23 protein-coding genes and 1 tRNA gene are annotated in these 24,233 nt (G+C 59.4%); 8 read left to right on the forward strand and 16 right to left on the reverse strand.

Going from position 1 to position 24,233, the window contains the following annotated elements; all coding sequences use genetic code 11:
* Window positions 1–19: 19 nt before the first annotated feature.
* The 3 genes from IFT44_RS17300 to IFT44_RS17310 form a co-directional block, all read right to left on the reverse strand.
* Window positions 20–1,336: a CitMHS family transporter gene (locus tag IFT44_RS17300; RefSeq protein WP_192176299.1), complete on the reverse strand. Its 1,317-nt coding sequence runs from the start codon at window positions 1,334–1,336 to the stop codon at window positions 20–22.
* Window positions 1,337–1,650: 314 nt separating this feature from the next.
* On the reverse strand, window positions 1,651–4,422 hold the full coding sequence (gene acnA / locus IFT44_RS17305; RefSeq protein WP_192176300.1) for an aconitate hydratase AcnA: 2,772 nt from the start codon (window positions 4,420–4,422) through the stop codon (window positions 1,651–1,653).
* Window positions 4,423–4,647: 225 nt separating this feature from the next.
* Window positions 4,648–5,577 (reverse strand): GntR family transcriptional regulator, encoded by a 930-nt coding sequence (locus IFT44_RS17310; RefSeq protein WP_192176301.1) that lies wholly within the window; start codon window positions 5,575–5,577, stop codon window positions 4,648–4,650.
* A gap of 157 nt (window positions 5,578–5,734) precedes the next feature.
* Between IFT44_RS17310 and prpF the strand changes: the two genes are divergently transcribed.
* The 3 genes from prpF (at window position 5,735) to IFT44_RS17325 (ending at window position 9,449) form a co-directional block, all read left to right on the forward strand.
* Window positions 5,735–6,907, forward strand: coding sequence for a 2-methylaconitate cis-trans isomerase PrpF (prpF, locus tag IFT44_RS17315; protein ID WP_192176323.1), 1,173 nt, complete (start codon window positions 5,735–5,737; stop codon window positions 6,905–6,907).
* Window positions 6,904–7,632 (forward strand): transporter substrate-binding domain-containing protein, encoded by a 729-nt coding sequence (locus IFT44_RS17320; RefSeq protein WP_192176302.1) that lies wholly within the window; start codon window positions 6,904–6,906, stop codon window positions 7,630–7,632. The genes prpF and IFT44_RS17320 overlap by 4 nt, the downstream gene beginning before the upstream one ends.
* 173 nt (window positions 7,633–7,805) lie before the next feature.
* A complete protein-coding gene (locus tag IFT44_RS17325; protein ID WP_192102409.1) occupies window positions 7,806–9,449 on the forward strand; it encodes an acetolactate synthase large subunit in 1,644 nt (547 codons plus the stop codon).
* A 158-nt stretch (window positions 9,450–9,607) separates the two neighbouring features.
* Here the strand turns inward: IFT44_RS17325 and IFT44_RS17330 are convergent, their stop codons facing one another.
* Entirely contained in the window at window positions 9,608–10,168 is a 561-nt protein-coding gene (locus tag IFT44_RS17330) for an MFS transporter (RefSeq protein ID WP_192176324.1), read from the reverse strand.
* Window positions 10,169–10,344: 176 nt separating this feature from the next.
* Here IFT44_RS17330 and IFT44_RS17335 point away from each other — a divergent pair, with 176 nt between their 5' ends.
* Both IFT44_RS17335 and IFT44_RS17340 read left to right on the forward strand, forming a co-directional pair.
* Window positions 10,345–10,572: a ribbon-helix-helix protein, CopG family gene (locus tag IFT44_RS17335; protein WP_192138019.1), complete on the forward strand. Its 228-nt coding sequence runs from the start codon at window positions 10,345–10,347 to the stop codon at window positions 10,570–10,572.
* The gene (locus tag IFT44_RS17340) at window positions 10,566–10,937 is read left to right on the forward strand and encodes a type II toxin-antitoxin system VapC family toxin (RefSeq protein WP_122801091.1); all 372 of its coding nucleotides are present in this window, start codon (window positions 10,566–10,568) and stop codon (window positions 10,935–10,937) included. Before IFT44_RS17335 ends, IFT44_RS17340 begins: the two co-directional genes overlap by 7 nt.
* A 231-nt stretch (window positions 10,938–11,168) precedes the next feature.
* On the opposite strand, the gene IFT44_RS17345 is transcribed toward IFT44_RS17340, so the two are convergent.
* A tRNA-Ser gene (locus IFT44_RS17345) sits at window positions 11,169–11,258 on the reverse strand.
* 213 nt (window positions 11,259–11,471) lie between these two features.
* Here IFT44_RS17345 and IFT44_RS17350 point away from each other — a divergent pair.
* Window positions 11,472–12,161, forward strand: coding sequence for a crotonase/enoyl-CoA hydratase family protein (locus tag IFT44_RS17350; protein ID WP_192176303.1), 690 nt, complete (start codon window positions 11,472–11,474; stop codon window positions 12,159–12,161).
* 188 nt (window positions 12,162–12,349) lie between these two features.
* A complete protein-coding gene (locus IFT44_RS17355; protein WP_122795187.1) occupies window positions 12,350–13,321 on the forward strand; it encodes a magnesium and cobalt transport protein CorA in 972 nt (323 codons plus the stop codon).
* A gap of 36 nt (window positions 13,322–13,357) precedes the next feature.
* Here IFT44_RS17355 and IFT44_RS17360 read toward each other — a convergent pair whose 3' ends face one another.
* The 10 genes from IFT44_RS17360 to IFT44_RS17405 all read right to left on the reverse strand — a co-directional run bounded on the left by IFT44_RS17360 (window position 13,358) and on the right by IFT44_RS17405 (window position 22,860).
* Complete coding sequence (locus tag IFT44_RS17360; protein WP_192176304.1) at window positions 13,358–14,083, reverse strand: amidotransferase; 726 nt, start codon at window positions 14,081–14,083, stop codon at window positions 13,358–13,360.
* Between the two features lie 538 nt (window positions 14,084–14,621).
* Window positions 14,622–15,455: a transglutaminase family protein gene (locus IFT44_RS17365; protein WP_122476294.1), complete on the reverse strand. Its 834-nt coding sequence runs from the start codon at window positions 15,453–15,455 to the stop codon at window positions 14,622–14,624.
* Entirely contained in the window at window positions 15,452–16,402 is a 951-nt protein-coding gene (locus IFT44_RS17370) for an alpha-E domain-containing protein (RefSeq protein ID WP_122476296.1), read from the reverse strand. Before IFT44_RS17370 ends, IFT44_RS17365 begins: the two co-directional genes overlap by 4 nt.
* A 12-nt stretch (window positions 16,403–16,414) precedes the next feature.
* Window positions 16,415–17,824, reverse strand: a complete 1,410-nt coding sequence (locus tag IFT44_RS17375) for a circularly permuted type 2 ATP-grasp protein (protein ID WP_122476298.1) — start codon at window positions 17,822–17,824, stop codon at window positions 16,415–16,417.
* A gap of 376 nt (window positions 17,825–18,200) precedes the next feature.
* Window positions 18,201–18,542 (reverse strand): ribonuclease E inhibitor RraB, encoded by a 342-nt coding sequence (locus IFT44_RS17380; RefSeq protein ID WP_122476300.1) that lies wholly within the window; start codon window positions 18,540–18,542, stop codon window positions 18,201–18,203.
* Between the two features lie 220 nt (window positions 18,543–18,762).
* The gene (locus tag IFT44_RS17385; RefSeq protein ID WP_122476302.1) at window positions 18,763–18,999 is read right to left on the reverse strand and encodes a hypothetical protein; all 237 of its coding nucleotides are present in this window, start codon (window positions 18,997–18,999) and stop codon (window positions 18,763–18,765) included.
* Window positions 19,000–19,174: 175 nt separating this feature from the next.
* Window positions 19,175–21,262: an LTA synthase family protein gene (locus tag IFT44_RS17390; protein ID WP_192176305.1), complete on the reverse strand. Its 2,088-nt coding sequence runs from the start codon at window positions 21,260–21,262 to the stop codon at window positions 19,175–19,177.
* A gap of 200 nt (window positions 21,263–21,462) precedes the next feature.
* Window positions 21,463–21,654, reverse strand: coding sequence for a PLDc N-terminal domain-containing protein (locus IFT44_RS17395; protein WP_043185491.1), 192 nt, complete (start codon window positions 21,652–21,654; stop codon window positions 21,463–21,465).
* A gap of 90 nt (window positions 21,655–21,744) precedes the next feature.
* Entirely contained in the window at window positions 21,745–22,275 is a 531-nt protein-coding gene (locus IFT44_RS17400) for a hypothetical protein (RefSeq protein WP_122476306.1), read from the reverse strand.
* A 63-nt stretch (window positions 22,276–22,338) separates the two neighbouring features.
* Window positions 22,339–22,860, reverse strand: coding sequence for an ankyrin repeat domain-containing protein (locus tag IFT44_RS17405; RefSeq protein WP_122476308.1), 522 nt, complete (start codon window positions 22,858–22,860; stop codon window positions 22,339–22,341).
* A gap of 359 nt (window positions 22,861–23,219) precedes the next feature.
* Between IFT44_RS17405 and IFT44_RS17410 the strand changes: the two genes are divergently transcribed.
* Complete coding sequence (locus IFT44_RS17410) at window positions 23,220–23,498, forward strand: DUF3509 domain-containing protein (protein ID WP_043185483.1); 279 nt, start codon at window positions 23,220–23,222, stop codon at window positions 23,496–23,498.
* Between the two features lie 184 nt (window positions 23,499–23,682).
* On the opposite strand, the gene IFT44_RS17415 is transcribed toward IFT44_RS17410, so the two are convergent.
* On the reverse strand, window positions 23,683–24,228 hold the full coding sequence (locus IFT44_RS17415) for an acireductone dioxygenase (RefSeq protein ID WP_192102439.1): 546 nt from the start codon (window positions 24,226–24,228) through the stop codon (window positions 23,683–23,685).
* Window positions 24,229–24,233 lie beyond the last annotated feature (5 nt).

Here is a 24,233-nt window from a genome sequence, read left to right on the forward strand (position 1 = left end):
CAAACGATGCTGGCCGGCATCATTGCGCGCGGTGGAACGGAAACCCTCCGAACAACACCCCTCCCACCAACAGCGCCAGGCTCGCAAGCACTGCCCACTTCAGGGCAAATTTCTGGTGGTCACCGAGATCGACCTTGGCAAGCGCGACCAACAGGTAAAGCGATGGCACCAGAGGGCTCAGCAGGTGCACCGGCTGACCGACGATGGATGCCCGCGCGATTTCCAGCGTCGTGAACCCGTAAGTGGTAGCCGTTTGGGCCAGCACTGGCAGGATGCCAAAATAGAATGCGTCGTTCGACATGAAGAACGTGAAAGGCAAGCTGACCACGGCTGTGAATACCGCAAGGTACGGGCCGAAGCTGTCTGGAATGACATGCAGCAAGCTCTGCGCCATGGCATCGACCATGCCGGTGCCTGAAAGAATGCCGGTAAAAATACCTGCAGCGAAAATCACCGACGTTACGGCCAACACGTTTGCGGAGTGTGAAGCGATGCGCTCCTTCTGCTGCTGCAAATGGGGGTAGTTCAATGTCACGCCAATACCGAAAGCGACCATGAACAGTACTTGAATGGGCATGAGGCCCAGCACCAGACAGGTCAGCAATCCAATGGTCAGTATCAGGTTTGGCCAGAACATTTTCGGACGCCGATTCCTCGCGCATTCCTCTGCATCGCCGTTACCCAGCGCAAGTTCACCATTGGCAAAGTCCTCGACATCGACGATGCCAAGCCGGGCCCGTTCGCGGCGACCGATGATGACTGCGGTGAGCATCAGCACAGCGCAAGCCATCAGCATGGCTGGAATCATGGGCAGGAAAATATCCAGGGCATCGACGTGCAGCGCTGCAGCTGCCCGCGCAGTAGGGCCTCCCCACGGCGAGATGTTCATGATCCCGCTCGCAATGTTGACCACGCACGTCAACCCTAGAACACTCATGCCCAGCCGTTGGTAAAGAGGCAGGAAGGCAGCGATGGCGATCATGTAGGTGGTGGAGCTGTCACCGTCCAGGGAAACGAACAGCGTCAACACCGCTGTACCGACGACGACCTTGAGTGGATCACCCTTGACCAGCCGCAGTATGAAACGAACCAGCGGGTCGAAAAGGCCTGCATCGATCATGATGCCGAAATACAGAATGGAAAACGTCAACATCACGCCTGTCGGGGCAAGCGCCTTGATGCCATCCAACATCATTGCGCCCAGCCCTGTCCAGAAACCGCCGATCGCCGCAAATACAATAGGCACCAACAAGAGTGCAATAAGGGCAGTCATGCGCTTGGTCATGATCAAATACATGAAGCAACAAACCATCGAAAAGCCGAGAATAGCGAGCATGGCGATACCCTATCTTTAATGTGAATTGCTCAGGCGCACGGCGCACCGGCATTTAGTCGCGAGCTGACTAAGTTGCGACCCATTAAAATAAGATTTCTTTCCAACACCCATGACCGGACGACTTGCATCGTTTGATAGCAATCATTGAAACTTCCTCATTCATTGTTTTTATCATTGGAGGCTGTCGATAGCGTATTGACCGCCAAGACTCATTACTTATGCGACGAACCCGACCTCCATCAGGCTCGCACTGTTTTGTGGTTCAAACGTACGGAACAAAAATCAATGCCGAGCCAATCGACGCCCGAAGGCGATCAAGCTTGCGTTGCGGTTGTCTTTTCAACCAACTGCCCGTTCGCGGAGGACAGCAGGCCCGCCAATACGAAAGGCAGAATGCCTCCATTGGCGAAGTAGGTCGCTTCGATCGAGGTATCGATACGGGCCAATAGAGTCACGTCTTGCTGGCTGCCGTTCTGGCGGGTGATCCGAAGCGTGACATCTTGAGTAGGCGTTACGCCGCTTTCCACACCGAGAAGGTCGAAGGTTTCCGTGCCATCCAGCGCGAGGGACCTCACATCGTCAGCGCCTTTGAATTGCAATGGAAGTACGCCAAGTCCAGCCAGGTTACTGCGGTGAATACGCTCGAAGCTTTTGGCAATGACAGCCCGTACGCCCAGCAAGCGTGTACCCTTCGCCGCCCAGTCTCTACTGGAGCCCGACCCGTACTCCTCGCCGGCAAAGATCAATGTTGGCGTTTGAGCAGCGATGTAGCTGCGCGACGCATCGAACAAGGTTGTCCGAATACCTGAAGGCTGAAGTAACGTGTAGGGACCTTCGTCTGCCGATCCATCTGCCTTCGTCGCAAGCATCAGGTTCTTCAGGCGAACGTTGGCAAACGTGCCACGTACCATGACCTCGAAGTGACCACGGCGAGCACCATAGGTGTTGAAATCCTTGCGCTCTACACCGTGTTCGGCGAGCCATTTTCCAGCACTCGAATCAGGAGTGATCGAGCCGGCCGGGCTGATGTGGTCTGTGGTGATGGAGTCGCCCAGGATGGCCAGCGCACGCGCGCCAAGGATGGGACGAGCCGCTTGAGTGGTGTCGAAGAAATCGGGCTCGGCGGCGTAGGTTGATTGAGGCCAATCGTACACCTCCCCCTCGCTGGTCTTGATTGAGTTCCACAGGTCGTGATCCTTGGTCAAATCGGCATAGAGGTTCTTGTACAGTTCAGCGTTTGCAGCCTTCACGCTCAGCGCTTTGATTTCATCATTGCTTGGCCAGAGATCGGCCAGCAGTACGGGCTTCCCATCGCGATCATAGCCCAATGGTTCAGTGGTCAGGTCACAGCGCGTGGAGCCCGCCAACGCAAATGCAACCACCAAAGGTGGACTGGCAAGGAAGTTTGCCCGCAGGTTGCCGTGAATACGGGCTTCGAAATTTCGATTGCCCGACAGCACTGCGCTGCATACCAAGTCCTCGCCAACCACTACCTTTTCCAAGGCAGGATCAAGCGGGCCGATATTGCCGACACAGGCGCCGCAGCCATACGCTGCGATGTCGAAGCCAAGCTGGCTCAGGGGCTGGGTCAGGCCGGCATCCTGCAGGTACGCGGTCACGACGCGCGAACCCGGTGTGAAAAGCGTCTTCACCCACGGCTTGGCGACCAGGCCCTTCTCGACGGCTTTTTTGGCCAGCAAGCCAGCGGCGATCAAGAGCTCGGGATTCGAGGTGTTGGTACACGAGGTGATCGCTGCGACCAGCACATGACCGTGCCCTACTTCGTAAGTCTGTTGCGGACCAACCGCGCCGGCAGGCTGGGCAGTGACTGGGTACAGCTGCTCAAGCTGGTCCTTGCTCTTGGCATAGCCACCGCTCTTGGCATCCTGAACCATGACTTCATCGAACCGACGCCCGAGGCCCGTAAGGTCAACGCGATCCTGGGGACGCTTGGGGCCAGATACGCACGGAACGATCTGGTCGAGATCGATCGTGATCACTGTCGAGTAATCAACACTGCCAACAGCAGGTGTACCGAACATGTCCTGGGCTTCGAAGTACTTGCGAATCAGCTCGATCTGCTTGGCACTACGCCCAGTCTGGCTGTAGTAGTCGAGTGTCTTGTCGTCGACCGGAAAAAACCCCGTCGTTGCGCCGTATTCGGGCGCCATGTTGGCAATCGTTGCGCGGTCGGTCGCGCTGAGGGAGCTTGCCCCCTCACCAAAGAACTCGACCAGCTTGCCTACCACCTTGGCAGCACGCAGCGTCTGAGTTATCTGCAGCACAGCATCTGTGGCGGTGACTCCAGGACGCAGGCTGCCGCTGAGTTCAACCCCGACCACATCCGGCATCAACATGTACACAGGCTGCCCCAGCATGCCAGCTTCGGCCTCGATACCCCCCACGCCCCAGCCCAGCACGCCAATGCCATTGATCATCGTCGTATGGCTATCAGTGCCCACAAGCGTGTCGGGATACACGAGCGAGTTCTTCTCGATGACACCTTGAGCCAGATACTCCAAATTGATCTGGTGACAGATACCGATGCCTGGAGGAATGACCTTGAATGTTTCGAACGCTTGCATGCCCCACTTCATCAGTTCATAGCGTTCACGGTTACGCTGGAATTCGACCTCCATGTTCTTGCGAAGCGCGCCGGGCACATTGGAAAACTCTGTCTGCACCGAGTGATCGACAACGAGGTGAACGGGTACCAGTGACTCAATAGCTTTGGGGTCACCACCCCGCTTTTTCGCCTGGCTGCGCATGGCAGCCAGGTCGGTCAATAACGGGATACCGGTGAAGTCCTGAAGAAGGACACGACCCACTACAAACGGGATTTCACGCTCCCGACTGCCTTGGGGCTGCCAGCCTGCGAGATCCTCGACGTGAGACTGGAGCACCTTGCTGCCATCGCAGTTGCGCAGTACCGACTCCAACAGGATCCGAATCACGACAGGAAGACGGCTCAAGTTCGGATAGGCCGTCGCCTGCAGCGCAGGCAGTGAATAATAGTGGTGTTCACGGCCATCGGACGTCTTGAACGACCGCAGACTTGTTGTTGAAAGCTTGTTGGCGTCGGTCATGTGGTTCTCTCTAGGCAACTCATCAGGTACACGGTTGGAACTGGAGTCATTCGTCCGGCAGCGTCGAGTCCATGAAAACTGGACATTGTTTATTGTCTGCCGAATGTACAGTCAGACTAGATCCGCTGAATTGCGCTTGTCAATTAATAAACGCAATAAAAACCCTGCCCCATAAAAAAGCCACCTATGCGGTGGCTTTGCTGGACGTACGATAGTTGGCCAGGGTCAGACCGTGTCCGGCACCGATTGCACCTTTGCAGTGGATTGGAATACGGCGGAAACCGCCTTCTTGCGCCAAGCACCTTCGATATGCTGCCGCATGTAGCTGGCGGCGCCGAGGTTATCACCCGCTTCGATGGCATCCAGAATCTGTAGATGCTCTACAGCGAGCGCCTGGCGCGGCAGATCCAGCTGGGTCTGGCGGTATTCGGCCAAGCGGCGCACCTGGTCGAGCCGACGAAGCGTCTGGAGCGCGAATCGGTTGCCTGACCATTCGGCTATCGTTTCATGAAAGCGGGCATTGGACTCGAATCGCTCGATGGCGGTCATGGTCAGGTAGCCGCCGTCCAGAATCGCCTGCTGCTCTTCGCGCAGCAGGCGCAACTGCGCCAAATCAGGCCTGAACTTGCTATTCAAAATGCCGGCTGGCTCAATTGCCAGTCGCAGCGAGTACATGTCCTCATAGGCTTCCAGCGAGTCAATCATCGGAAGAAAACGCCAGCCGTAACCGACTTCCTTTTCAACCCAACCTTCGCTTTGTGCTCGCGAAAGCACTTTGCCAATCTCGCTTCTCGACACGTTCAGCAGGCGGGTGAGATCAGCCTCCGTTACAGAGTCAGCTACCAAACGATCAAAACGCGCGTCTGCCAAACGCAGGTAAAGCGGATCGTCGATTTCCTGAAAATGAACCTGCAACTCTGGTGGCAGCGTGTCGACGTCCCCATGCACGTGATAGCCCCGGTTTTTGTCGAACCGCATCAGTCCGGCGCTCACCAGACACTCCAATGCCACCTTGACGGGTGAGCGAGACGTCCCTATCAGTTTGGCTAACGTCCACTCAGGTAGATGCGTGCCCTTGGGCAAGCGCTCTCGTCGAACGTAGCTGATGATCTCGCGCAACGCCTTGCGCTGGCTTTTGGTCAGATCCTGGGTCATGTCTTATGAGCTTAATAGGCCTGGCGGAGCGCCGAATATACACGCCGCAGAGCGATTCGGGGACAAAGCGCAACTGCTGGGAAAATTTCCACTTGCGGTATTTTTGCGTTTGTTGTCGAATAAACGCATAAACCTATTACAGTTCCCTGAGGTGCTCATGCCGCAACAGTCCTTCAAAGCCGTTTACATGCGAGGCGGCACCAGCAAGGGGGTCTTCTTCCGCACGGATTGGTTGCCAGACGATCCAGGGATCCGAGATCGCATTTTACTGCGCGTGATTGGCAGCCCGGACCCTTATGGCCAACAGATCGATGGCATGGGCGGAGCGACCTCCAGTACCAGCAAAGTCGTACTCGTCAGTAAATCCAAAGAGCCTGACTGTGACGTGGACTATCGCTTTGGTCAGGTCGCGATAGATCGGCCGATGGTCGACTGGTCCGGCAACTGCGGTAACCTGACGTCTGCCGTAGGCCCCTTCGCGATCGCACAAGGTCTTGTGGACGCGCCGGCAAATGGCATCGCGGTCGTCCGAATCTGGCAAGCCAATATCAATGCGAAGATCGTTGCCTACGTCCCGATGCGTGACGGACAGGTCGTCGAAGAAGGTAACTTCGAACTGGATGGCGTGACCTTTCCGGCAGCGGAGATAAAAATCGAATTCCTCGACCCCAGTGGCGATGCCGACGAAGAAGGCGCTAGTGGCATGTTTCCTACAGGAAATGCGTTGGACACTCTCTCTGCACCGGGTGTCGGTAACGTCGAGCTCACCATGATCAATGCCGGGAACCCAGCCATTTTCGTACATGCGGATGTTCTGGGCCTAAAAGGCAACGAGCTGCAGAAAGACCTCAACAGCAACCCCGAATTGCTGGCCAAAGCCGAGGCGATCCGCGCTCACGCAGCTGTGAAAATGGGCTTGGCAGAGTCCCCCGAGCAAGCGACACAGTTACGCCCTCACACCCCGAAATTGGCTTTCGTTGCAGCACCAGAAGGTTACACGGCGTCTGATGGCAAGGTTGTCGATCCGGCAACGCTCGATCTCAATGCGCGAATTTTTTCCATGGGCAAGCTGCATCACGCGATGACTGGAACCGGCGCTGTTGCAATCGCTGTTGCGGCCGTCATTCCTGGCACGGTCATCAATCGTCTGGTGCCAGATTCCGCGGGCCGCCAGATTCGCTTCGGGCATCCATCCGGAAGCCTGGCCGTGGGGGCAGAAGCGAGGCAGACCGAAGGCACGTGGGTAGTTTTAAAGGCGGTCATGAGCCGTTCTGCACGCCGTCTCATGGAAGGCAGTGTTCTGGTTCCCTCGGACACCTTATCGATATGAAAGCGATCAGCTCCGAGTTGCGTCAGGCCTTTGCCGTCACGGAAGAGCTACGGGTGGTGATCAACTATGGAAACCCTATTCTGGCTAATCGTCCGGTATCGGGCGATGAGGCCCAGGGGGTTTCTGTCGATATCGCTCGGCGCCTGGCTCAGGCCTTGAACCTGCGTCTGCGTTTGGTAACGGTCGACACCGCAGGGTTCGCAGTCAAGGCCGTCGAGAACGGCGAGGCTGACGTTGGCTTTTTCGCCATTGATCCTGTGAGAGGTGCTCAGATCGCATTCACCTCTCCCTACGTCATCATTGAAGGCTGCTACTTGGTGCGCGAGCACTTCCCGGCATACGCACTGGGCGATATCGATGTGGCTGGCAATCGCATCGCAGTGGGTGAAGGTAGTGCGTATGACCTGTTCCTGACTCGTGAAATACAGCATGCGACGCTGGTTCGCGCCCCGTCTTCACCGGCTGTGGTCAACACCTTCATTGAGCAGAATCTAGAGATTGCTGCTGGCGTTCGCCAGCAATTGGAGGCCGACCGCAGTACGAATCCTGGTCTCAGGCTGATAGAAGAGCCTTTCATGCAGATCCGGCAAGCCATGGGCGTGCCCAAGGCGCGAGGGCAGCAAGCATCCATTTGGCTCGACGATTTCATCAGGGGCCTGATTGCCGAAGGCTTTATCCATCAGGCACTTTCACGTCATTCCATTACTGGCGTCACTGTTCCCTGACAAAGCAAGCCGCTGTGTTCCACAGCGCCGTAGCTCTGCATCGCCATAACGGCAATCGGTAGCCCATAATCAACCCGGCGCTTGTAATGGAGCTGGCAGGCTCCACTGGGCAGGGCTGACTGGCTGCGACAGGTGTTTCTCTCTACTCCCCCCCCAAAAGAGGTTCAAACCCAATGGCCAAGGCCGCAGATGTCGTCGTGCAATGTCTGGAGAACGAAGGCGTTGAATACGTTTTCGGTATTCCCGGCGAAGAAAACCTGGACCTCCTCGAATCCCTGCGCAAATCGCCCATCAAGTTGATATTGACCCGCCACGAACAGTCTGCCGGTTTCATGGCGGCGACCTATGGCCGCCTGACAGGCAAGACCGGGGTTAGCCTCTCTACCCTTGGACCAGGTGCAACCAACCTCGTGACCGCCGGCGCCTACGCTTATCTGGGCGGCATGCCAATGCTCATGATCACAGGCCAAAAGCCGATCAAGAAGTCCAAGCAAGGTCGGTTCCAGATAATCGATGTCTGCCAAATGATGAGCCCTATCACCAAATACACTCACCAATTTGCCTCGGCGGACAACGTTCCGGCGCGCATGCGTGAGGCTTTCCGCCTTGCCGAAGAAGAGAAGCCTGGTGCCGTGCATCTGGAACTGCCGGAAGACATCGCGGCTGAGCAGACCGACAGCCTGCCTATCCCGCCGAGCCTCGCACGTCGCCCATTGGCCGAGCACAAGGCCGTCGAAGCTGCAGTCGCGAAGCTCAATAGCGCGCGCAGCCCGATCTTGGTGATAGGCGCCGGCGCGAATCGCAAAATGACCGCCAAGGTTCTCAAGCAGCTGATCGACCAGACGGGTATTCCGTTCATCACCACGCAAATGGGCAAAGGCGTTGTCGACGAGCGTCACCCACGCTTCCTCGGCAATGCTGCACTGTCGTCCGGCGACTTCGTGCACCGCGCCGTCGAGGCTGCCGACCTGATCATCAACATCGGCCACGACGTCATCGAGAAGCCGCCGTTCTTCATGGTCCGAGGCGGCACCGAAGTGATTCACATCAACTTCCGCTCCGCCGAAGTCGACGCTGTGTACTTCCCGCAGATCGAAGTCATTGGCGATATCGCCAATGCCGTCTGGCAGATCGGCGAAGCCCTGACCGACGTCAGCCACTGGGACTTCACCCGCCTGCTGGCCATACGCGAAGCCAATGAAGCGCAGATCGTCGAGGGTGCCGACGACGACCGCTTCCCGGTCTACCCACAACGTCTGGTGGCAGACGTTCGTCGCGCCCTGCCCTCCGAAGGCATCGTTGCGCTCGATAACGGGATCTACAAGATCTGGTTCGCGCGCAACTACAAGGCGCACAAGCCCAACACTGTTCTGCTCGACAACGCCTTGGCGACCATGGGAGCGGGCCTGCCCTCGGCCATGGCTGCACACCTGGTACACCCGGACCGTTCGGTGGTCTCGGTATGTGGTGATGGTGGCTTCATGATGAACAGCCAGGAGCTGGAAACCGCAGTCCGTCTGGGCATGCACATCACTGTGGTGATCCTGCGTGACGATGGTTACGGCATGATCCGCTGGAAGCAGGCCAACATGGGCTTCGCCGACTATGGCCTGGACTACGGCAACCCGGACTTCGTCAAATATGCCGAGGCTTACGGGGCCAATGGTCATCGTGTGGAAAGCGCCGCAGGTTTTCTGCCGCTTCTGGAGCACTGCATCAAGACCCCAGGCGTGCACGTGATCGATTGCCCCATCGACTACAGCGATAACGACCGCATCCTGAACTACGAGCTGCGTGAGCGCGCTCTGGCGGTTTAGACGTTAGCGGTTCATCCGCGAGAGCATCAAAAAGCTCGTGGGTGAATACCACTGCCACGCAGCAAAAAGCCCGGGTAGCTGAGCACAGCACCCGGGCTTTTTTTGCGCATGCTTTTTATCTAGAGGCTTGGGCAAGCTTCTGGGACTTTGCGTTCTGGCTACCGATGTAGAACATTGAGAATCTGAGGCATCCAGAGCGACAGGGTATTGCTGGTGGCCGAGATGCTCATATAGATCACGGCGAGCAGCAGCACCCACTTGTTGCTCGTGGCTGCCCAAATCTTGCTCGCACCGTGTTTGTGTGGCTTGTTGTTCTCGCTTTGCTCGCGCTCTTTTTGCTCATCTTCAAGACGGCCTGACAGCCAGTTTTTTTCGTCATCGGTGAGCCAGCGAGCTTCAGACGGTTTGCTGGGGAGAAAAAACAGCGTGGCAATACCCATGATCACAGCAGGCAGCGCTTCGAGCATGAGTAACCACTGCCACCCACGGTAGTCCCAGATGCCATCCATTTTCAGCAACAGAACCGACAGCGGCGATCCGATGAAATTGGACAGCGGTACTGCGACCATGAACACGGCTACGATTCGTGCCATGTACGCTTTGGGGAACCAGGTAGTGAGGTAAAGCAGGACGCCTGGAAAGAAACCCGCTTCAGCGGCACCGAGCAGGATGCGCGAAATACCATACTGAAGGAACGGTACGCATGGCGGAGACCGCATCAATTCAATAAGACCTTAGCGTCTTGCGCTGCTGAGGGAAGACGCAACACAGTGTCCGGGATCAATGGCCCCCACCGGTGGATGTGTAGCACCACCCTCGGCAAAGTGACCAGCGGAGCCAACCGCTTTCCCGTGGCTGATATAAACTACTGATATCAACCACGGGAGATTACCCAATGAGCCGGATTCTTGCCGACCTCACCCCCAAGCAACTTGAAGACCTTAACCAACTGGCATCGGCCTTGGACACGTCGCGCGCAGCCCTGATCCGGGAAGCGGTGGCCACCTTCGTTGCGGTCAAGAATGAGGAGTTGAAGCACCCCGCCCCGGACGTTTTCGGGCTGTGGAGGGATCGCGCCGTGGACGGCCTGGCTTATGAGCAGGAGCTGCGCAACGAATGGTGAGGTCTCTGTTTGATACCAATATTCTGATCGACCACCTATCTGGCAGACCCCTGGCCGAGCAGGTTATCCACGCTGCACACAGACCCATGATCAGCTTGATCACGTACATGGAGGTACTGGTGGGTGCAGGTGATGCCAAGGAGGCCGACACCCTGCGCCATTGGATGGGACAGCAATTCGAAGTGGTACCGGTGTCGCTCGATATCGCCCATGAGGCTGTCTTGCTACGCCAGCAGCGCCGCATCAAATTGCCCGACGCGATCATTTGGGCAAGCGCGCGTCTGGCAGGCGCAGTCCTGGTGACACGCAACACCAAGGATTTCCCCGAGACCGAGCTGGACGTGCGTGTGCCGTACCACCTGTAAGCGTCTTGGGAATGCAGCCCCGTGCAACGGTCTACCAACCCCGGCCACCTTTTCAGGCGAAAATGATCGCTACCTAGAGGTGTTGGATGAGCGGACCACGACGTACCGTTGCCAACCAACGAATCCTGAATTTGATCGAAAGCAGTGTACGGCCCAACGGGTGATCACTTGCCCAGAAACCAAAAACCCCCGAAGCGCTGGACGCTCCGGGGGTTTTTGACGTATCGAATATGGCGGTGAAGAAGGGATTCGAACCCTTGATACAGTTTCCTGTATACACACTTTCCAGGCGTGCTCCTTCAGCCACTCGGACACTTCACCGTTTCTCGGCGCACCTGTTCGGTGTGTCGAGGCGCGCTAATGTAGTCGATAGCGTTCGTGATGGCAAAGCTTTTCTGCAAGTTTTTCATGCGCTTAAGCCCAGCGCCGAATTCCCTCGGGCCTGTCAGCGTGACCGGCCAGTCAGTCACGGCGCTTTACCCGGCCGGCAAGGCTGGGTAACGTCGGCGCCACAACACGACAAGGAATACCGGCATGAGTGAGCTGATCGATTACCAACTCGAGGGCGGCATCGTCACCCTGACCCTGAACAACGGCAAGGTGAACGCCATCTCGCCTGCCGTCATCGCGGCGCTCAACGAGGCTCTGGATCGGGCCGTAGAGGCGCGCGCCGTGGTGGTCATCACCGGTCAACCCGGCATCCTTTCCGCAGGTTACGACCTCAAGGTCATGACCTCGAGCCCGGAGAATGCGATCAGTCTGGTCACCCAGGGCTCTACCCTCGCCCGCCGGCTGTTGAGCCATCCGTTCCCTGTCATCGTGGCCTGCCCGGGACACGCCGTGGCCAAGGGTGCGTTCCTGCTGCTGTCGGCCGATTACCGGATCGGCGTGGAAGGCCCGTTCCATATCGGTTTGAACGAGGTGCAGATCGGCATGACCATGCACCACGCCGGCATCGAGCTGGCCAGGGATCGCCTGCGCCGTTCAGCCTTCCAGCGCTCGGTGATCGGTGCGGAAATGTTCGATCCTGCCGGGGCGTTGCAGGCCGGTTTTCTCGATGAGGTGGTGCCGCCCGAGCAGTTGCAGGCCGCTGCCCTCGATGCGGCGCAACGCTTGCAGAAGCTCAACATGAAAGCCCACGCCAGGACCAAGCTCAAGGCACGCAAAGCGTTCCTGGAGACCTTGGACGAAGCCATCCGGATTGACCAGGAGCAAGGCTTCTAAGGCGCGTCAGTACGAGCGGTAGGGACCCTTGCCCACACGTTGGGCCTTCACTGTGGCGGGCGTGAACAGGCCGCTGCGCAGTGCACTGCGCGATCAATGAACTGAACCGCGAACTGCGCCGCGCCGGAACACTCCTATCCACAGCAGGCCCATACCGGGTGTCCCTGCCAATCGAAGAAGTGAGCATCATGGGCCGAGTGGTCGCCGCCGCGGTATACAGCGCGGGCAAGAAGATTACCGACATCAGCCTCGACGAAGGCGCGCAATGGGCGCGGCGTCCGGGGCATTTCGTATGGATCGGCCTGGAACAGCCCGACGCCGAACAGATGAGTCAACTGCAGAAACAGTTCGACCTGCATGAGCTGGCCATCGAAGATGCTCTCGAGGTGCACAGCCGACCCAAGCTCGAAACCTTCGGCGATGCGCTGTTCATCGTGACCTATTCGCCGATCCGCCGAGACGGCAAAGTCGAGTTCGTCGAGACCCATATCTTCGCCGGGCGCGGCTACATCATCACTTGCCGCAACGGTCACTCGGCTTCCTACGCCTCGGTGCGCAAGCGTTGCGAAGCGCGGCCATTGCTGCTGGATCACGGCGAAGATTTCGTGCTCTACGCACTGCTCGATTTCGTCACCGAGAATTACCAGCCGGTCAGTGAGACCATCCACTGTGAAATCGAATCGCTGGAGCGCCGCGTGCTCGGTGGCTCGCTCAATGAAGCCGATATCCAGCACCTGCATGGGCTGCGTCGCGAACTGCTGCGCATGCGCCGCTACGTGGCGCCCATGGTCGAGATCAGCGAAGAGCTGCAGCGGCTGGATTTCCCCTTCATCGACAAGAACATGCGCCCCTATTTCCGCGACGTGCAGATTCATGTGAATCGGCAGATGGAAGACCTGGCGACCATGAGTGACATCGCCACGCAGACCATCGAGATCGGCCTGCTGCTGGAGTCGTCGCGGCAAAGCCTGACCCAGCGCAAGTTTGCCGCGTGGGCAGCGATCCTGGCGTTTCCCACGGCCGTCGCCGGTATCTACGGGATGAACTTCGAAAACATGCCGGAGCTGACCTGGCACTACGGCTACTACATCGTGCTGGGGGTCATCGCGTCGGGCTGCAGTGGCTTGTTCGCCGGCTTCAAGCGCGCCGGCTGGCTGTAGCCGCGCGCTGTCCGACCCTGCCACAGGGCACGAGCGTCACGCCGCGGGCGGGGTGCCCTGTGCGACGAAACGCATCATCCATTCAGCCACGGTGATGCCGTGGTGATCACGGTCCAGGCTGGCAATGGCTTTCTGATACACCGGCTCGCCCAGATGCTGCTGACGAATGTCGAGCAGCGCTCTGGAATAGTCATGGATGAATTCCGGATGCCCCTGGAAACACAGGACCTGATCACCGATCCGATAGGCCGCGAATGGGCAGAACTCGCTCGACGCCACGACCGATGCGTTCTGCGGCAGCGACGTCACCTGGTCTTGATGGCTGATCAGCAGGGTCAACGTTTCGACTTCCGGACTCATCCAGGACGCACGGTTGGCCAGGCTGTATTCATGGGTGCCCACGCCCCAGCCTTGGGTCGCGCGCTCTGCCTTGCCGCCCAGCAGCAGCGCCAGCAACTGATGGCCAAAGCAGATGCCGAGCAGCTTGTCGCCGCGCTGGTAGCGCTCCAGCAGAAACGTCTTGAGCGTTTCGATCCACGGGTCGGTGGCAAAGGAGTCAGCCTTGCTACCGGTGACCAGATACGCATCGTAGTGGGCATCGGCCGGTGGGTATTCGCCGTTCATTACGTTGAACACGGTGAACTTGGCAGGAATGGGCTGGCTGGCGAACAACGTTTCGAACATGCGGCCGTAGCCATGGTATTGCTCGACCAGTTCGGGCCGCAGCACGTCGGTTTCCAGGATGCAGATGTTGAGGGTCATAGGTCACTCGATGGAGAGGGAACGCAGGTAGCAAGCCTGCCCGTTATCGGCGCTGGCTGGCAAGTGAAGCTGCGCCGGATTTGCCCGATGAACGGTAATTCACACCCCCGAGCTTGCATTCGCCTTCTTGGGCGTCTAGCACGGCATGTTCAAAATCGGCAAAAGAGTTCCTTAGTCGAGTTTGATCGAAACGACCCTGCCTACCGTGGCAAAGCGTTCTAAGCCCCGTCAATCAAGGGTTCTAAGGTAAAAGCATGACTATTGATGCGGCCGTATGGGCACATCGAGTCGTGGGGGGTGCACCTTTTCGCCAAGCTCAACCAAGGTTGCAGCATGGGTTGGCGCCAGGAAGAACATAACTCATAGGCAGTCTGCCATGTTCAAACATCCAAAGATCCGCCAGGCCGGACTCATCGTGTTCACCATGACGCTGGTGCTGATCCTGCCCAATCTGGGCAGGCTGTTCAGCTGACGTTTCGCGGTCAAACCTCAGGGCGCTCCCGCCGCACCGGCGCCTGTGCAGGCGCACGTCCGAAATCTAGCCTTGAGTCTGACTCTGGGACTGCGGCGCAGTGGCCACGCTGACCACAGGTGCGCTCGGCGCGACCAGTACCTTGGCGTGCATCTGCTCGAAACCGCCACCGCGACGCATGCCGCGCACCGGGCACGCATCCAGGTAGTCCAGGCCTATCGCCAGTTTCAAGTGGCGTTCCGGACGCGCCAATTGGTTGGTCACATCGAAGCTGTACCAGGCATCGTCGAGCCAGGCTTCGGCCCAGGCATGGCTGGCCATGTGCTCGGTGTCCTCGGTAAACAGGTAGCCGGAGACGTAGCGCGCCGGGACGCCCAGGCTGCGGGCACAGGCAAGAAAGGCATGGGTGTGGTCCTGACAGACCCCGGCGCCGCTGGCGAAGGCTTGCGCGGCACAGGTGTCCACGGCCGTCGCACCGCTGGTATAGGTGATGTGCTGGTGCAGGCCCTGCATCAGGTCGATCAGGCCATTGCGGTCGCGCCGCGTGTGGCACTGTTCGGCGGCAAAGGCACGCAAGGCGTCGTCGGCCTCGGTCAACCGGGTGAACCGCAGGAACGGCAGCGGTGACTGTGTCTCGTGTTCGGCCTCGCGGGTTTCGTCGATCTCGACCTGGCCACGCGCGCCGATGATGATCGCGTCGTGCGGCTCGTCCAGGGTCAGCACATGCAGGATGTTGCCGAACGGGTCGAGTTGGGCGCGCACCGGGCGCGGCAGGTCAAGCTGCCAGCTGAGAATGCGCTGGCGTTCGCTGTCGTGCGGCGTAAGGCGCAGGTACTGGATGCTGGCGCGCACCTCGTCATCGTAGTGATAGGCGGTTTCGTGACTGATGTTAAGCCTCATACAGCCTCCAGATAGGCACTGTGGATCGCATTGCCCAACTGGCGCACCAGCGGGATCTGTTCGTTCAACCACTCGTGCAGGCCTTCGTCGAGGATCTCGTCGATACCGGTGTAGCGCAGGCGTGCATCCAGTTCGGCGGCCAGGCGCTGCGCCGGGCGACCATTGGCGCCGGGCAGGTCGGCGAGAATCTGGTTGATCTCCTCGGTACACGCGCGCAGCGAACGGGGCACGTCGGCGCGCAGCAGCAACAGTTCGGCCACCGGCTTGGCGGCCGGTGCATCGCGATAGATTTCGGTGTAGGCCTCGAAGCTCGACAGCGCGCGCAGCAGCGCACTCCACTGGTAGTAACCACGGGCCGAGCTGTCGTCGACCGAATAGGCATCGTCGCCGAGCATTTCGTAACGCGCATCGAGCAAGCGCAGGGTGTTGTCGGCGCGCTCGATGAAGGTGCCCAGGCGAATGAAGCGAAACGCATCGTTGCGCATCAGCGTGCCATAGGTCGCTCCACGAAACAGGTGGGCGCGCTCCTTGACCCAGTCGCAGAACCGACTCATGCCATAGCGACCCACGCCCTGCTCGGCAATCCCGCGGATCTCCAGCCAGGTGGAGTTGATGTTCTCCCACATGTCGGCGGTGATCCGCCCGCGTACCGCATGGGCACTGGCCCGTGCCGCCCCCAGGCAGCTGTAGATGCTGGCCGGATTGGCCGGATCCAAAGCAAAGAAATGCAGCAGGCGCTCGGCATGCAGCTGGCCGTGACGTTCCAGGTAGTCTTCCAGGGTGCCGGTGATCAACAGCGGCATGGCGATTTCGTCGAGGCCGTCACCGCGGCCATCCTGCGGCATCAACGACAGCGAATAGCTGACATCGAGCATGCGCGCGAGGTTTTCGACGCGCTCCAGATAGCGCGACATCCAATACAGATCAGAGGCAGTTCTACTTAGCATTGGCAGGCATCCTTAATCCTCGACCACCCAGGTGTCTTTGGTCCCGCCGCCCTGCGACGAATTCACCACCAGCGAGCCTTCACGCAACGCCACACGGGTCAGGCCGCCTGGCACCACGCGGGTTTCACGGCCGGCCAGAACGAAGGGGCGAAGGTCGATGTGGCGCGGTGCGATGCCGTTCTCGACGAACGTCGGGCAGGTCGACAGCGACAACGTGGGTTGGGCGATGTAGGCATGGGGTCGGGCCTTGAGGCGCGCCCGGAAGTTTTCGATTTCGGCGGCACTCGCGCAAGGGCCTACCAGCATGCCGTAGCCACCCGAGCCCTGGGTTTCCTTGACCACCAGATCGGGCAGGTTGGCCAGCACATGGGACAGCTCCGAAGGCTTGCGGCACTGCCAGGTCGGCACGTTCTTGAGGATGGGTTCTTCATCCAGGTAAAAGCGGATCATGTCGGTGACGAAGGGGTAGACCGACTTGTCGTCGGCCACGCCGGTGCCGATGGCATTGGCCAATACCACATTTCCGGAGCGATACGCGGCCAGCAGGCCGGGAACGCCAAGCATGGAGTCGGGGTTGAAGGCCAATGGGTCGAGGAAGGCGTCGTCCAGGCGTCGATAGATCACGTCCACCGGCTTGGGTCCGTCGGTGGTGCGCATGAACACCTTGTCGTCACGCACGAACAGGTCAGCACCTTCCACCAGCTCTACGCCCATTTCGCGCGCTAGGAAGGCGTGCTCGAAGAACGCACTGTTGAACCGCCCCGGCGTCAGCACCACCACGCTGGGATTGTCGATCGCGCTGGAGCTTTTCAGGGTATCGAGCAGCAGATTGGGGTAGTGATCCACGGGAGCGATGCGCTGCGCGGCGAACAACTCGGGAAACAGCCGCATCATCATCTTGCGGTCTTCGAGCATGTAGCTCACGCCACTGGGCGTGCGCAGGTTGTCTTCCAGGACGTAGTAGGAGCCGTCACCGTCGCGCACCAGGTCGACCCCGGAAATGTGCGAATAGATATCGCGGTGCAAGTCCAGTCCTTGCATCGCCAGCTGATACTGCTCGTTGGCCAGCACCTGCTCGGCAGGGATGATCCCGGCCTTGATGATGCGCTGGTCGTGATACAGGTCGGCGAGGAACATGTTCAGCGCCTTGACGCGCTGGATACAGCCACGCTCCACGATGCGCCATTCGCTGGCAGGAATGCTGCGTGGAATGGTGTCGAAGGGAATCAGCCGTTCGGTGCCCTGCTCGTCGCCGTACAAGGTGAAGGTGATGCCGGCTCGATGAAACAACAAATCGGCCTCGCGTCGACGCTGGGCAAGCAGTTCCTGCGGCGTATCGGCCAACCAACGGGCGAACTCCCGGTAATGCGGGCGAACTTGGCCATCGGCATCGTACATCTCATCATAATAGGTGCGGCTCATGCCGTACTCCTTGTCACCCGGACCCAAGAGCCTTCGCAAGGCCCGTGCCATCGGCATATGTGCCATTAAATCAAGCGCTTGGAATTCCCAGCCGGGAACCGTGCACCGTTATTGTGCGGCAACGTCCGAACGCCGCTGACATACGCTTCATTGCGAAGCGGATATTTCAAGCGGCTTGAGGCTATGACCAGCATAGACAGAGTTGAATTCAATAGCTTGCAGCGTTAGTGCATATTTAATTCATCGGCACCGGCAAAAGCTTGGCGCCCCATTGCGAGTCACCGAATTCCCTTTCGCCGCCACCTTGTGAGCGGCTTTTTTTTGCCTGTGATTCGCTGAACAGGTGAACCACGGCGCTGCCGTGGTTCACCTGGTTTCAGGCCTGCGGGCGTTGGACCTCGTGCTTCACGCCCCACCCCTCGATTTCACCTCCCAGAGGCTCGACCACGGCTTCGAAATCCTGCTCGAATTCACCGATGCCGCCGTAGGTCGCGTACATCAGCTTGCTCAACTCCAGGTGCCAGGCACCGTCGTCGCGCTCGCTTATCTGGGCATTGAGCGACTCGCCGCGAAACTTGCCGGCAGCCGTCCGCGCCCGGTCTTCATCGGGAAAGACCGCATAGAACTCGATAGGATGAATGCGTGCGAAATCGAAACCGCCCTCTTTCATGCGGCGCAATACATTGCTGCTGATGTCTTCTTGATAGGTTGTGCTCATGAATCGTCTCCCTCAGCAATAACGACGGATAGACTTTCAGTACTTCCAGAACCTCCTCGGAACAAGGAATGGGTGCGGTGCAGCGTCGAGGACGCGGCGCCTGGAATCGAGCCTGTTGCAAGAAGCATGGTACGAAAACGAGCAGCAGGATCCGTGGGGACCCTGCCCGCAGAGTAGCGCGAAGGCCGGGCCCGTGCCAATGGCCCGGATCAGATGAAATTCAAGCGACTTCGGTGATGGCCGTGATTTCCACGCTGTGCTGCGACTTGAGGGTCTTGGCAACCGGCGAGGCAACGTTGTCGGGAAGATTGACTTCATCCAGTCCGGCTGCGACGGGGTACAGCTTGGAGCGAACGAGCGTTGCCGCCTCTTCGATCGACGGGCAGGTGTCAGCACGGATAGCCATGCTGTCCAGCACGCCATCCTTGTTGACGAAGCTGATTTTCCACTCTTTCATCGGTGTACATCTCCTCGACGGAATTCAGGCAGGAATCTGCTTGATACGCTCACACAACGTTGACTCGCAGCGGCGGGGATTCGTTCCGGCCAGCGGATTGCCGGAGGCGTGCCACGCAGCGCCGACACGGCCATGAAAAAAGGCCCCGAAGGGCCTTTTACAGTACACCAGGTACTTACTCCTGCTTGCTCTCCACCGCACCTGCGGTGTTGTCCAGCAGGCTCTTGGTCGCGGTCTGGATGAACGAGTCCAGCTTGGCCCGCAATTGCGGCACATCGTCGGCATCGGGGATCAGCTGGGCGTCGAATTCACGGCCCAGCTGATAGCGATACAGCCGCGTGTCCATGTCACGGGGCTCGACCAGAATGCGGTCGCCCTTGATGATCGCCACGGTCTGCTCGCTGCCCGAAGGCTTGATCACGGCGAAGCCGGGGTCGCCGGCAGGCAGGTTGAGCAGGTCGCGTCCCCAGCACTGGTGCTGGCTGGCGCCGCCCAGGCGGCCCATGATGGTCGGTACCACATCGGGCTGCGAGCCGACGGTGTGGTTGACCTTGCCGAATTTCTCCTGGATGCCCGGCCCGACCATCAGCAGCGGTACGTTGAAGCGGCCCAGATCCATCTCGGTGATCTGCTTCTGGTTACCGAAGCCATGGTCGCCCAGTACGATGAACAGGGTTTCCTTGAAGTACGGCTCCTTGCGCGCCTTTTCGAAGAACTGGCCCAAGGCCCAGTCCGAGTAGCGCATGGCGGTCAGGTGCAGGTCCAGGCTGCCGCGCCCGGTGACCTTGTCTACTGGCAGATTCGCCGGCAGAGCGTAGGGCACGTGGTTGGACAGGGTCTGCAGCAGTGCGTAGAACGGCTTGCCGGCGGCGCCGCGCTTGGCCAGTTCTTCGTTGCCGCGGTCGAACATGTCCTGGTCGGACACGCCCCAGGTCGGATCGGAGAACACTGGATTGACGAAGTCGTTGCGGCCGATGAACGTGGTCATGCCCTGGTTGCTGAAGAATCCGGACTGGTTGTCCCAGGCGAAGTCGCCGTTATAGACATACACGTCGTCGTAACCTCGCGCGGCGCTGAGCATCTCCGGCAGGCCGGAGAGCTTGTGGCTGCCCTCGGGGGTCTGCATCAGGTATTCGAAGCCCGGCAGGTTGGGGAAACAGCCCATGGTAGCGAACATGCCCTGATGGGTATGGGTACCGCTGGAGAAGAAGCGATCGAACAGCAGGCCTTCCTGGGCCAGCTTGTCGAAGTACGGCGTGATGCCGCCCTCGGCGCCCAACGCGCCCACCGAATGGCCGGCAAAGCTCTCCATCAGGATCACCACCACGTTCTTGATCGGCAGGGTGTTGGCCTGAGGCGGCTGGAAGTTGCGGCGCACGGCGGCGGTGTCGCTGTCCACCAGGGTGTCGTGGGGCGTCAGCAGCATTTCACGGACGGCGTTCTGCGCTTCGTCCTGCGGCAGGGTCGCCTTCCAGATATTGTCGCGGTCTTCGGACATGCGGCTTTTCGCGGCGGCGATCAATGTCAGCGAGCCGTTGAGGCCCAGCTGGTTGGCGAAGTTCGAATCGGTGGTGTAGGCGTCGCCCCAGCGCAACGGCGGACCTTGGCGCAAGGTGCCGCGCGCGGCCACCACGGCAATCAGCAGGATGACCACGAACACACCGACGCGTGCATACCACGGCGCCACCGGCTTGCCGACGCTGGCCGCCGTGGCGAAGCGCGGACGGGTCAGGCGGTCGAAGCCCTTGAACACCAGGCTCAGCAGCCAGGTCACGAAGACCCAGGCCAGCAGATAGCGCACCACGGGATAGCCATACCAGATCATGCTCAGCACGGTCTTGGGGTCTTCCTTCACGTACTGGAACACCAGGCCGTTGAGGCGCTGGTGAAACTCGCGGTAGAAGTCCATCTCCATCAGGCCGCACAGCAGCACCACGCTGGACACTACCGTCAGCCAGGCGCGGAACAGCCCGCGCCAGCGCATGGCGCGAGCGCTGAGTACCGCCAGCAGCAGTGGAATCAGCAGGTACACCACCAGGCGCAGGTCGAAGCGCAAGCCATTGAGGAAAGCTTCGACGAAGGTGCTGGCAGGCGTATCACCGATCATCTCGCGGTTGTACATCAGCAAGGCCAGGCGCAATCCGCTGAGCATCAGCATGATTGCCAGGCCGCTGAGCAGGGTATAAGCCAGGTGCGATTTGACGGTCGGTTGCAGGGTGCCGCGCGCGGCCTGCTTTTGACTCAAGGCGTCCGGAGTAGCCATGTGTGGGAAAGGTCCGTTGAGGTCTGTCGGTTAGGGTCTATGCGTGACGCGAAGGTGAAATCTGGGCGCGGATTGTCCGTGAAGACAGGTGAAAATTCCGTTCAGATTCTTTGCTGCGGCCGCGAAACGGCGGTCCGGCCGAGGATGATACGTCGGTAGGGCTGGCAGGTCGAACCCGTTGCAGGTTCGACCTGTTGTATTCAGACCCGCACGTTGCCGCGTGGACCGGCGATTGCCCAGATGATCAGGCCCAATACCGGCAGCAGGATGATCAGCAGTACCCACAGGACCTTGGCCCCGGTCGAGGCACCACTCTTGATGACGTTGATGACCGCCCAGATGTCCAGCGCGAGGATGATCAGGCCGATCAGGCTATTGAAAGTGGAACCCATGTGATACTCCTTGTGGATGGCATGCATCAACTAGGATAGCGGCGTGTCGCAGGGGTTCCGTGGCAACCGAGCGAAAGCTGGAACTAGCGTTCAGACGTGCAGTGCGACGCGCAATGCCTCCAGGGCAGGTACCGCCACGATGTGCAATTCGGCACCCAGCGCCATCACCCGATCCACATCCTTGCCGTACACCAGCACCATCTGCAGTTCATCGTCCAGCGGCTGGCTGAAGTTGAACAGCACATAGCCGCCCTCCTCCTTGCTCATGGCTCCCAGTTGCACCTGGATACGATTGAGTGCGGTCAGCGCCTCGACCTTGCTCAGCTGCTTGGGTTTGATGTTGAAGGTCACATCGGGCCCGAACGAGTCGATGATCTGCTGCAGCAGCTCGGGGTAGGTGTCGGCCTGGAAAATGACCGTGTCGGGCAGGCTGCCCACCACCACCCATTCGCCCAGCGGGATGGCAAAGCTGTCGTCGTAGTTGATGTCGGGGTTGGCGGCCAGGAAGGCCTGGGGATCGGCGTAGGCCTGGGCGGCCTCATCGGCAATGCGTTCGATGTCTTCATCGCGCATGCAGCCCGAACCGATTTTACCGATGAGTTCGACAAGTGACTGTTTCATGAGGCAACCCCTGCGGCGCTGGAAAAAGGCCGCAAGGATAGCCGCAATTCAGCCAGGCGGGTATCAGGCCGCCAGCTTCTGCAGCTGTTCGATGGTCAGCGTGGCCCCCATGGCACGCGCGGCGCCCAGCGCATCGATGCCTTGGGCGTCCACCGCGTTCGGGTTGGCGCCTTGCGCCAGCAGGTATTCGACCATTTCCGTGCGATTGAACATCGCGGCCATCATCAGCGCGGTCCGGCCATCGGCCGATGCACCATCGACCGGGGCGCCCTGCTCGATCAGCAACTGCACCATCGGCAGGTTGCCCTTGAAGGCGGCGCCAGCCATGGGCAGCTGGTTCTTGTCGTTGGCAATCAGCGGGTCGGCCTTGTATTGCAGCAGCGCGCGTGCCGCATCGAGGTGGCCGTGATAGGTCGCCAGCATCAACAAGGTATCGCCATTGTGGTTGCGCAGATTGGGCGGCAGGCCCTTCTCCAGCAGGCGCTCGAGCATCTGTGCATCACCGTTGCGAGCGACGTCGAACACTTGTTCAGCGAACTCGGCCGCTTCTTCGTCGTTCATCTGGCGAGCGTCGGGTTGGGTCATGGCAAAACCTCCTGGCAAATGGTTCACGGTAGGCAGTGTTCCCGCTGGGCTTCAAGCCTGCAACAGAGCCTGGCTATCGCCCCTGGAAGCGGGAATTTATTGGCGATTTGTGGTCATAGACAGTAGTGACGCGGGAAAAAATCCGTGCTGTGCCTGTCATTCCCTTCGGGCGACTTACCGTCAGACCCACCACGCCGCGCAAAATGCAGCATGCCCGACGACCATTCATGCAAATTGCACGGAGCCCGAATTTTGCGATATTCACAAGCTGTTGATTTACAAGGATTTTATATTTAACGAAACTTGGCACACTCGCTGCAACTACCTAGACATGCCTGCCAACTTGCTAGGAGCTGCACATGAACTTCCTCCACGAAAAATTCGTTTCCGTTTTCTCCGAGTACGAAGTGACCACCCAGCCGCGTCCGGATGGTGCTGTCCTGCTGACCCTGCGTGATACCGATGGCAAACAGATCAAACGCTCGATTTCCTACGCTCAGCTGCACACCCCTGAGCAACTGACCTGGGTCATCAGCGCGATTCGTCGCGACCTGGCCGGCGAAGCCAGCCAGCTGCCAGCGATCAATATGCTGCAAAGCCAGAACCGCTTCGCCCTGCCGACCTACCACTCGGCCTGATCAACGCGAGATCAGCGCGAGCTGATCTGCCTGGCAAGCGTTGCTTGGCACGTATTCGCTGAACCGCTGTTCGTTTGACCCCTGCTGTTTGATTGAATGCTGTTGCTTGACCTCTGTTTCTTCTAAAGCCCGATACCTGGCGCATCCTGGTATCGGGTTTTTTTTCGCCTCGATAAAAGCCGGATCAGTCGTCCAACCCTGGAAACAGATCGTTCGCTGGCTGCACCACGTACTCCGGGCACCAGCCGTATGAATCGGTGAACACACGCAACGCAATCAACCGCCCCCGCTCGCCCATGTCCAGCCAGTGGGCCATGCCCGCTGGAACCACGACGCGATCATCGCGCTCGCACAGCAGCGCGTACACGTAACCCCCAACGTGCAGGTTCAACAGCGCGCGGCCCGCCAGCACGCACAGCACCCATTCACCGACAAGACGATGCTCGCGCAGCAGTTCGGCCTGCGTTGAGGTGTGCTGCACGTTGCTATCGTCAAGGCTGAGCACGTCCACGCTCATGTAGCCACCCTGGGCCATCCAGGTGTCGACCTCGGCGCGGCAGGTCGCGACGATCTCTTCGGGGCTTGCCTCGAACGACACGGGCAGCGTCGATCCGGCGCGCTCGAAGCGCACACCGAGCTCGGCCAAAGTGGCCGCAATGTCTTCGGCATGGCTCAGCACCTTGTTGGGGATGTCCGCAGTGCTGTGGTGATAGACGCTCAGGCGGCTCATGCAAA

This window comes from Pseudomonas sp. CFBP 13710 (assembly GCF_014842235.1).
Classification (GTDB): Bacteria; Pseudomonadota; Gammaproteobacteria; order Pseudomonadales; family Pseudomonadaceae; genus Aquipseudomonas; species Aquipseudomonas baltica.

Bases quoted from the DNA above. Each gene is read 5' to 3' on its own strand.
- IFT44_RS17300 (WP_192176299.1), bottom strand. From the start codon at position 1,336: ATGCTCGCTATTCTCGGCTTTTCGATGGTTTGTTGCTTCATGTATTTG.
- acnA (WP_192176300.1), bottom strand. From the start codon at position 4,422: ATGACCGACGCCAACAAGCTTTCAACAACAAGTCTGCGGTCGTTCAAG.
- IFT44_RS17310 (WP_192176301.1), bottom strand. From the start codon at position 5,577: ATGACCCAGGATCTGACCAAAAGCCAGCGCAAGGCGTTGCGCGAGATC.
- prpF (WP_192176323.1), top strand. From the start codon at position 5,735: ATGCCGCAACAGTCCTTCAAAGCCGTTTACATGCGAGGCGGCACCAGC.
- IFT44_RS17320 (WP_192176302.1), top strand. From the start codon at position 6,904: ATGAAAGCGATCAGCTCCGAGTTGCGTCAGGCCTTTGCCGTCACGGAA.
- IFT44_RS17325 (WP_192102409.1), top strand. From the start codon at position 7,806: ATGGCCAAGGCCGCAGATGTCGTCGTGCAATGTCTGGAGAACGAAGGC.
- IFT44_RS17330 (WP_192176324.1), bottom strand. From the start codon at position 10,168: ATGCGGTCTCCGCCATGCGTACCGTTCCTTCAGTATGGTATTTCGCGC.
- IFT44_RS17335 (WP_192138019.1), top strand. From the start codon at position 10,345: ATGAGCCGGATTCTTGCCGACCTCACCCCCAAGCAACTTGAAGACCTT.
- IFT44_RS17340 (WP_122801091.1), top strand. From the start codon at position 10,566: ATGGTGAGGTCTCTGTTTGATACCAATATTCTGATCGACCACCTATCT.
- IFT44_RS17350 (WP_192176303.1), top strand. From the start codon at position 11,472: ATGAGTGAGCTGATCGATTACCAACTCGAGGGCGGCATCGTCACCCTG.
- IFT44_RS17355 (WP_122795187.1), top strand. From the start codon at position 12,350: ATGGGCCGAGTGGTCGCCGCCGCGGTATACAGCGCGGGCAAGAAGATT.
- IFT44_RS17360 (WP_192176304.1), bottom strand. From the start codon at position 14,083: ATGACCCTCAACATCTGCATCCTGGAAACCGACGTGCTGCGGCCCGAA.
- IFT44_RS17365 (WP_122476294.1), bottom strand. From the start codon at position 15,455: ATGAGGCTTAACATCAGTCACGAAACCGCCTATCACTACGATGACGAG.
- IFT44_RS17370 (WP_122476296.1), bottom strand. From the start codon at position 16,402: ATGCTAAGTAGAACTGCCTCTGATCTGTATTGGATGTCGCGCTATCTG.
- IFT44_RS17375 (WP_122476298.1), bottom strand. From the start codon at position 17,824: ATGAGCCGCACCTATTATGATGAGATGTACGATGCCGATGGCCAAGTT.
- IFT44_RS17380 (WP_122476300.1), bottom strand. From the start codon at position 18,542: ATGAGCACAACCTATCAAGAAGACATCAGCAGCAATGTATTGCGCCGC.
- IFT44_RS17385 (WP_122476302.1), bottom strand. From the start codon at position 18,999: ATGAAAGAGTGGAAAATCAGCTTCGTCAACAAGGATGGCGTGCTGGAC.
- IFT44_RS17390 (WP_192176305.1), bottom strand. From the start codon at position 21,262: ATGGCTACTCCGGACGCCTTGAGTCAAAAGCAGGCCGCGCGCGGCACC.
- IFT44_RS17395 (WP_043185491.1), bottom strand. From the start codon at position 21,654: ATGGGTTCCACTTTCAATAGCCTGATCGGCCTGATCATCCTCGCGCTG.
- IFT44_RS17400 (WP_122476306.1), bottom strand. From the start codon at position 22,275: ATGAAACAGTCACTTGTCGAACTCATCGGTAAAATCGGTTCGGGCTGC.
- IFT44_RS17405 (WP_122476308.1), bottom strand. From the start codon at position 22,860: ATGACCCAACCCGACGCTCGCCAGATGAACGACGAAGAAGCGGCCGAG.
- IFT44_RS17410 (WP_043185483.1), top strand. From the start codon at position 23,220: ATGAACTTCCTCCACGAAAAATTCGTTTCCGTTTTCTCCGAGTACGAA.
- IFT44_RS17415 (WP_192102439.1), bottom strand. From the start codon at position 24,228: ATGAGCCGCCTGAGCGTCTATCACCACAGCACTGCGGACATCCCCAAC.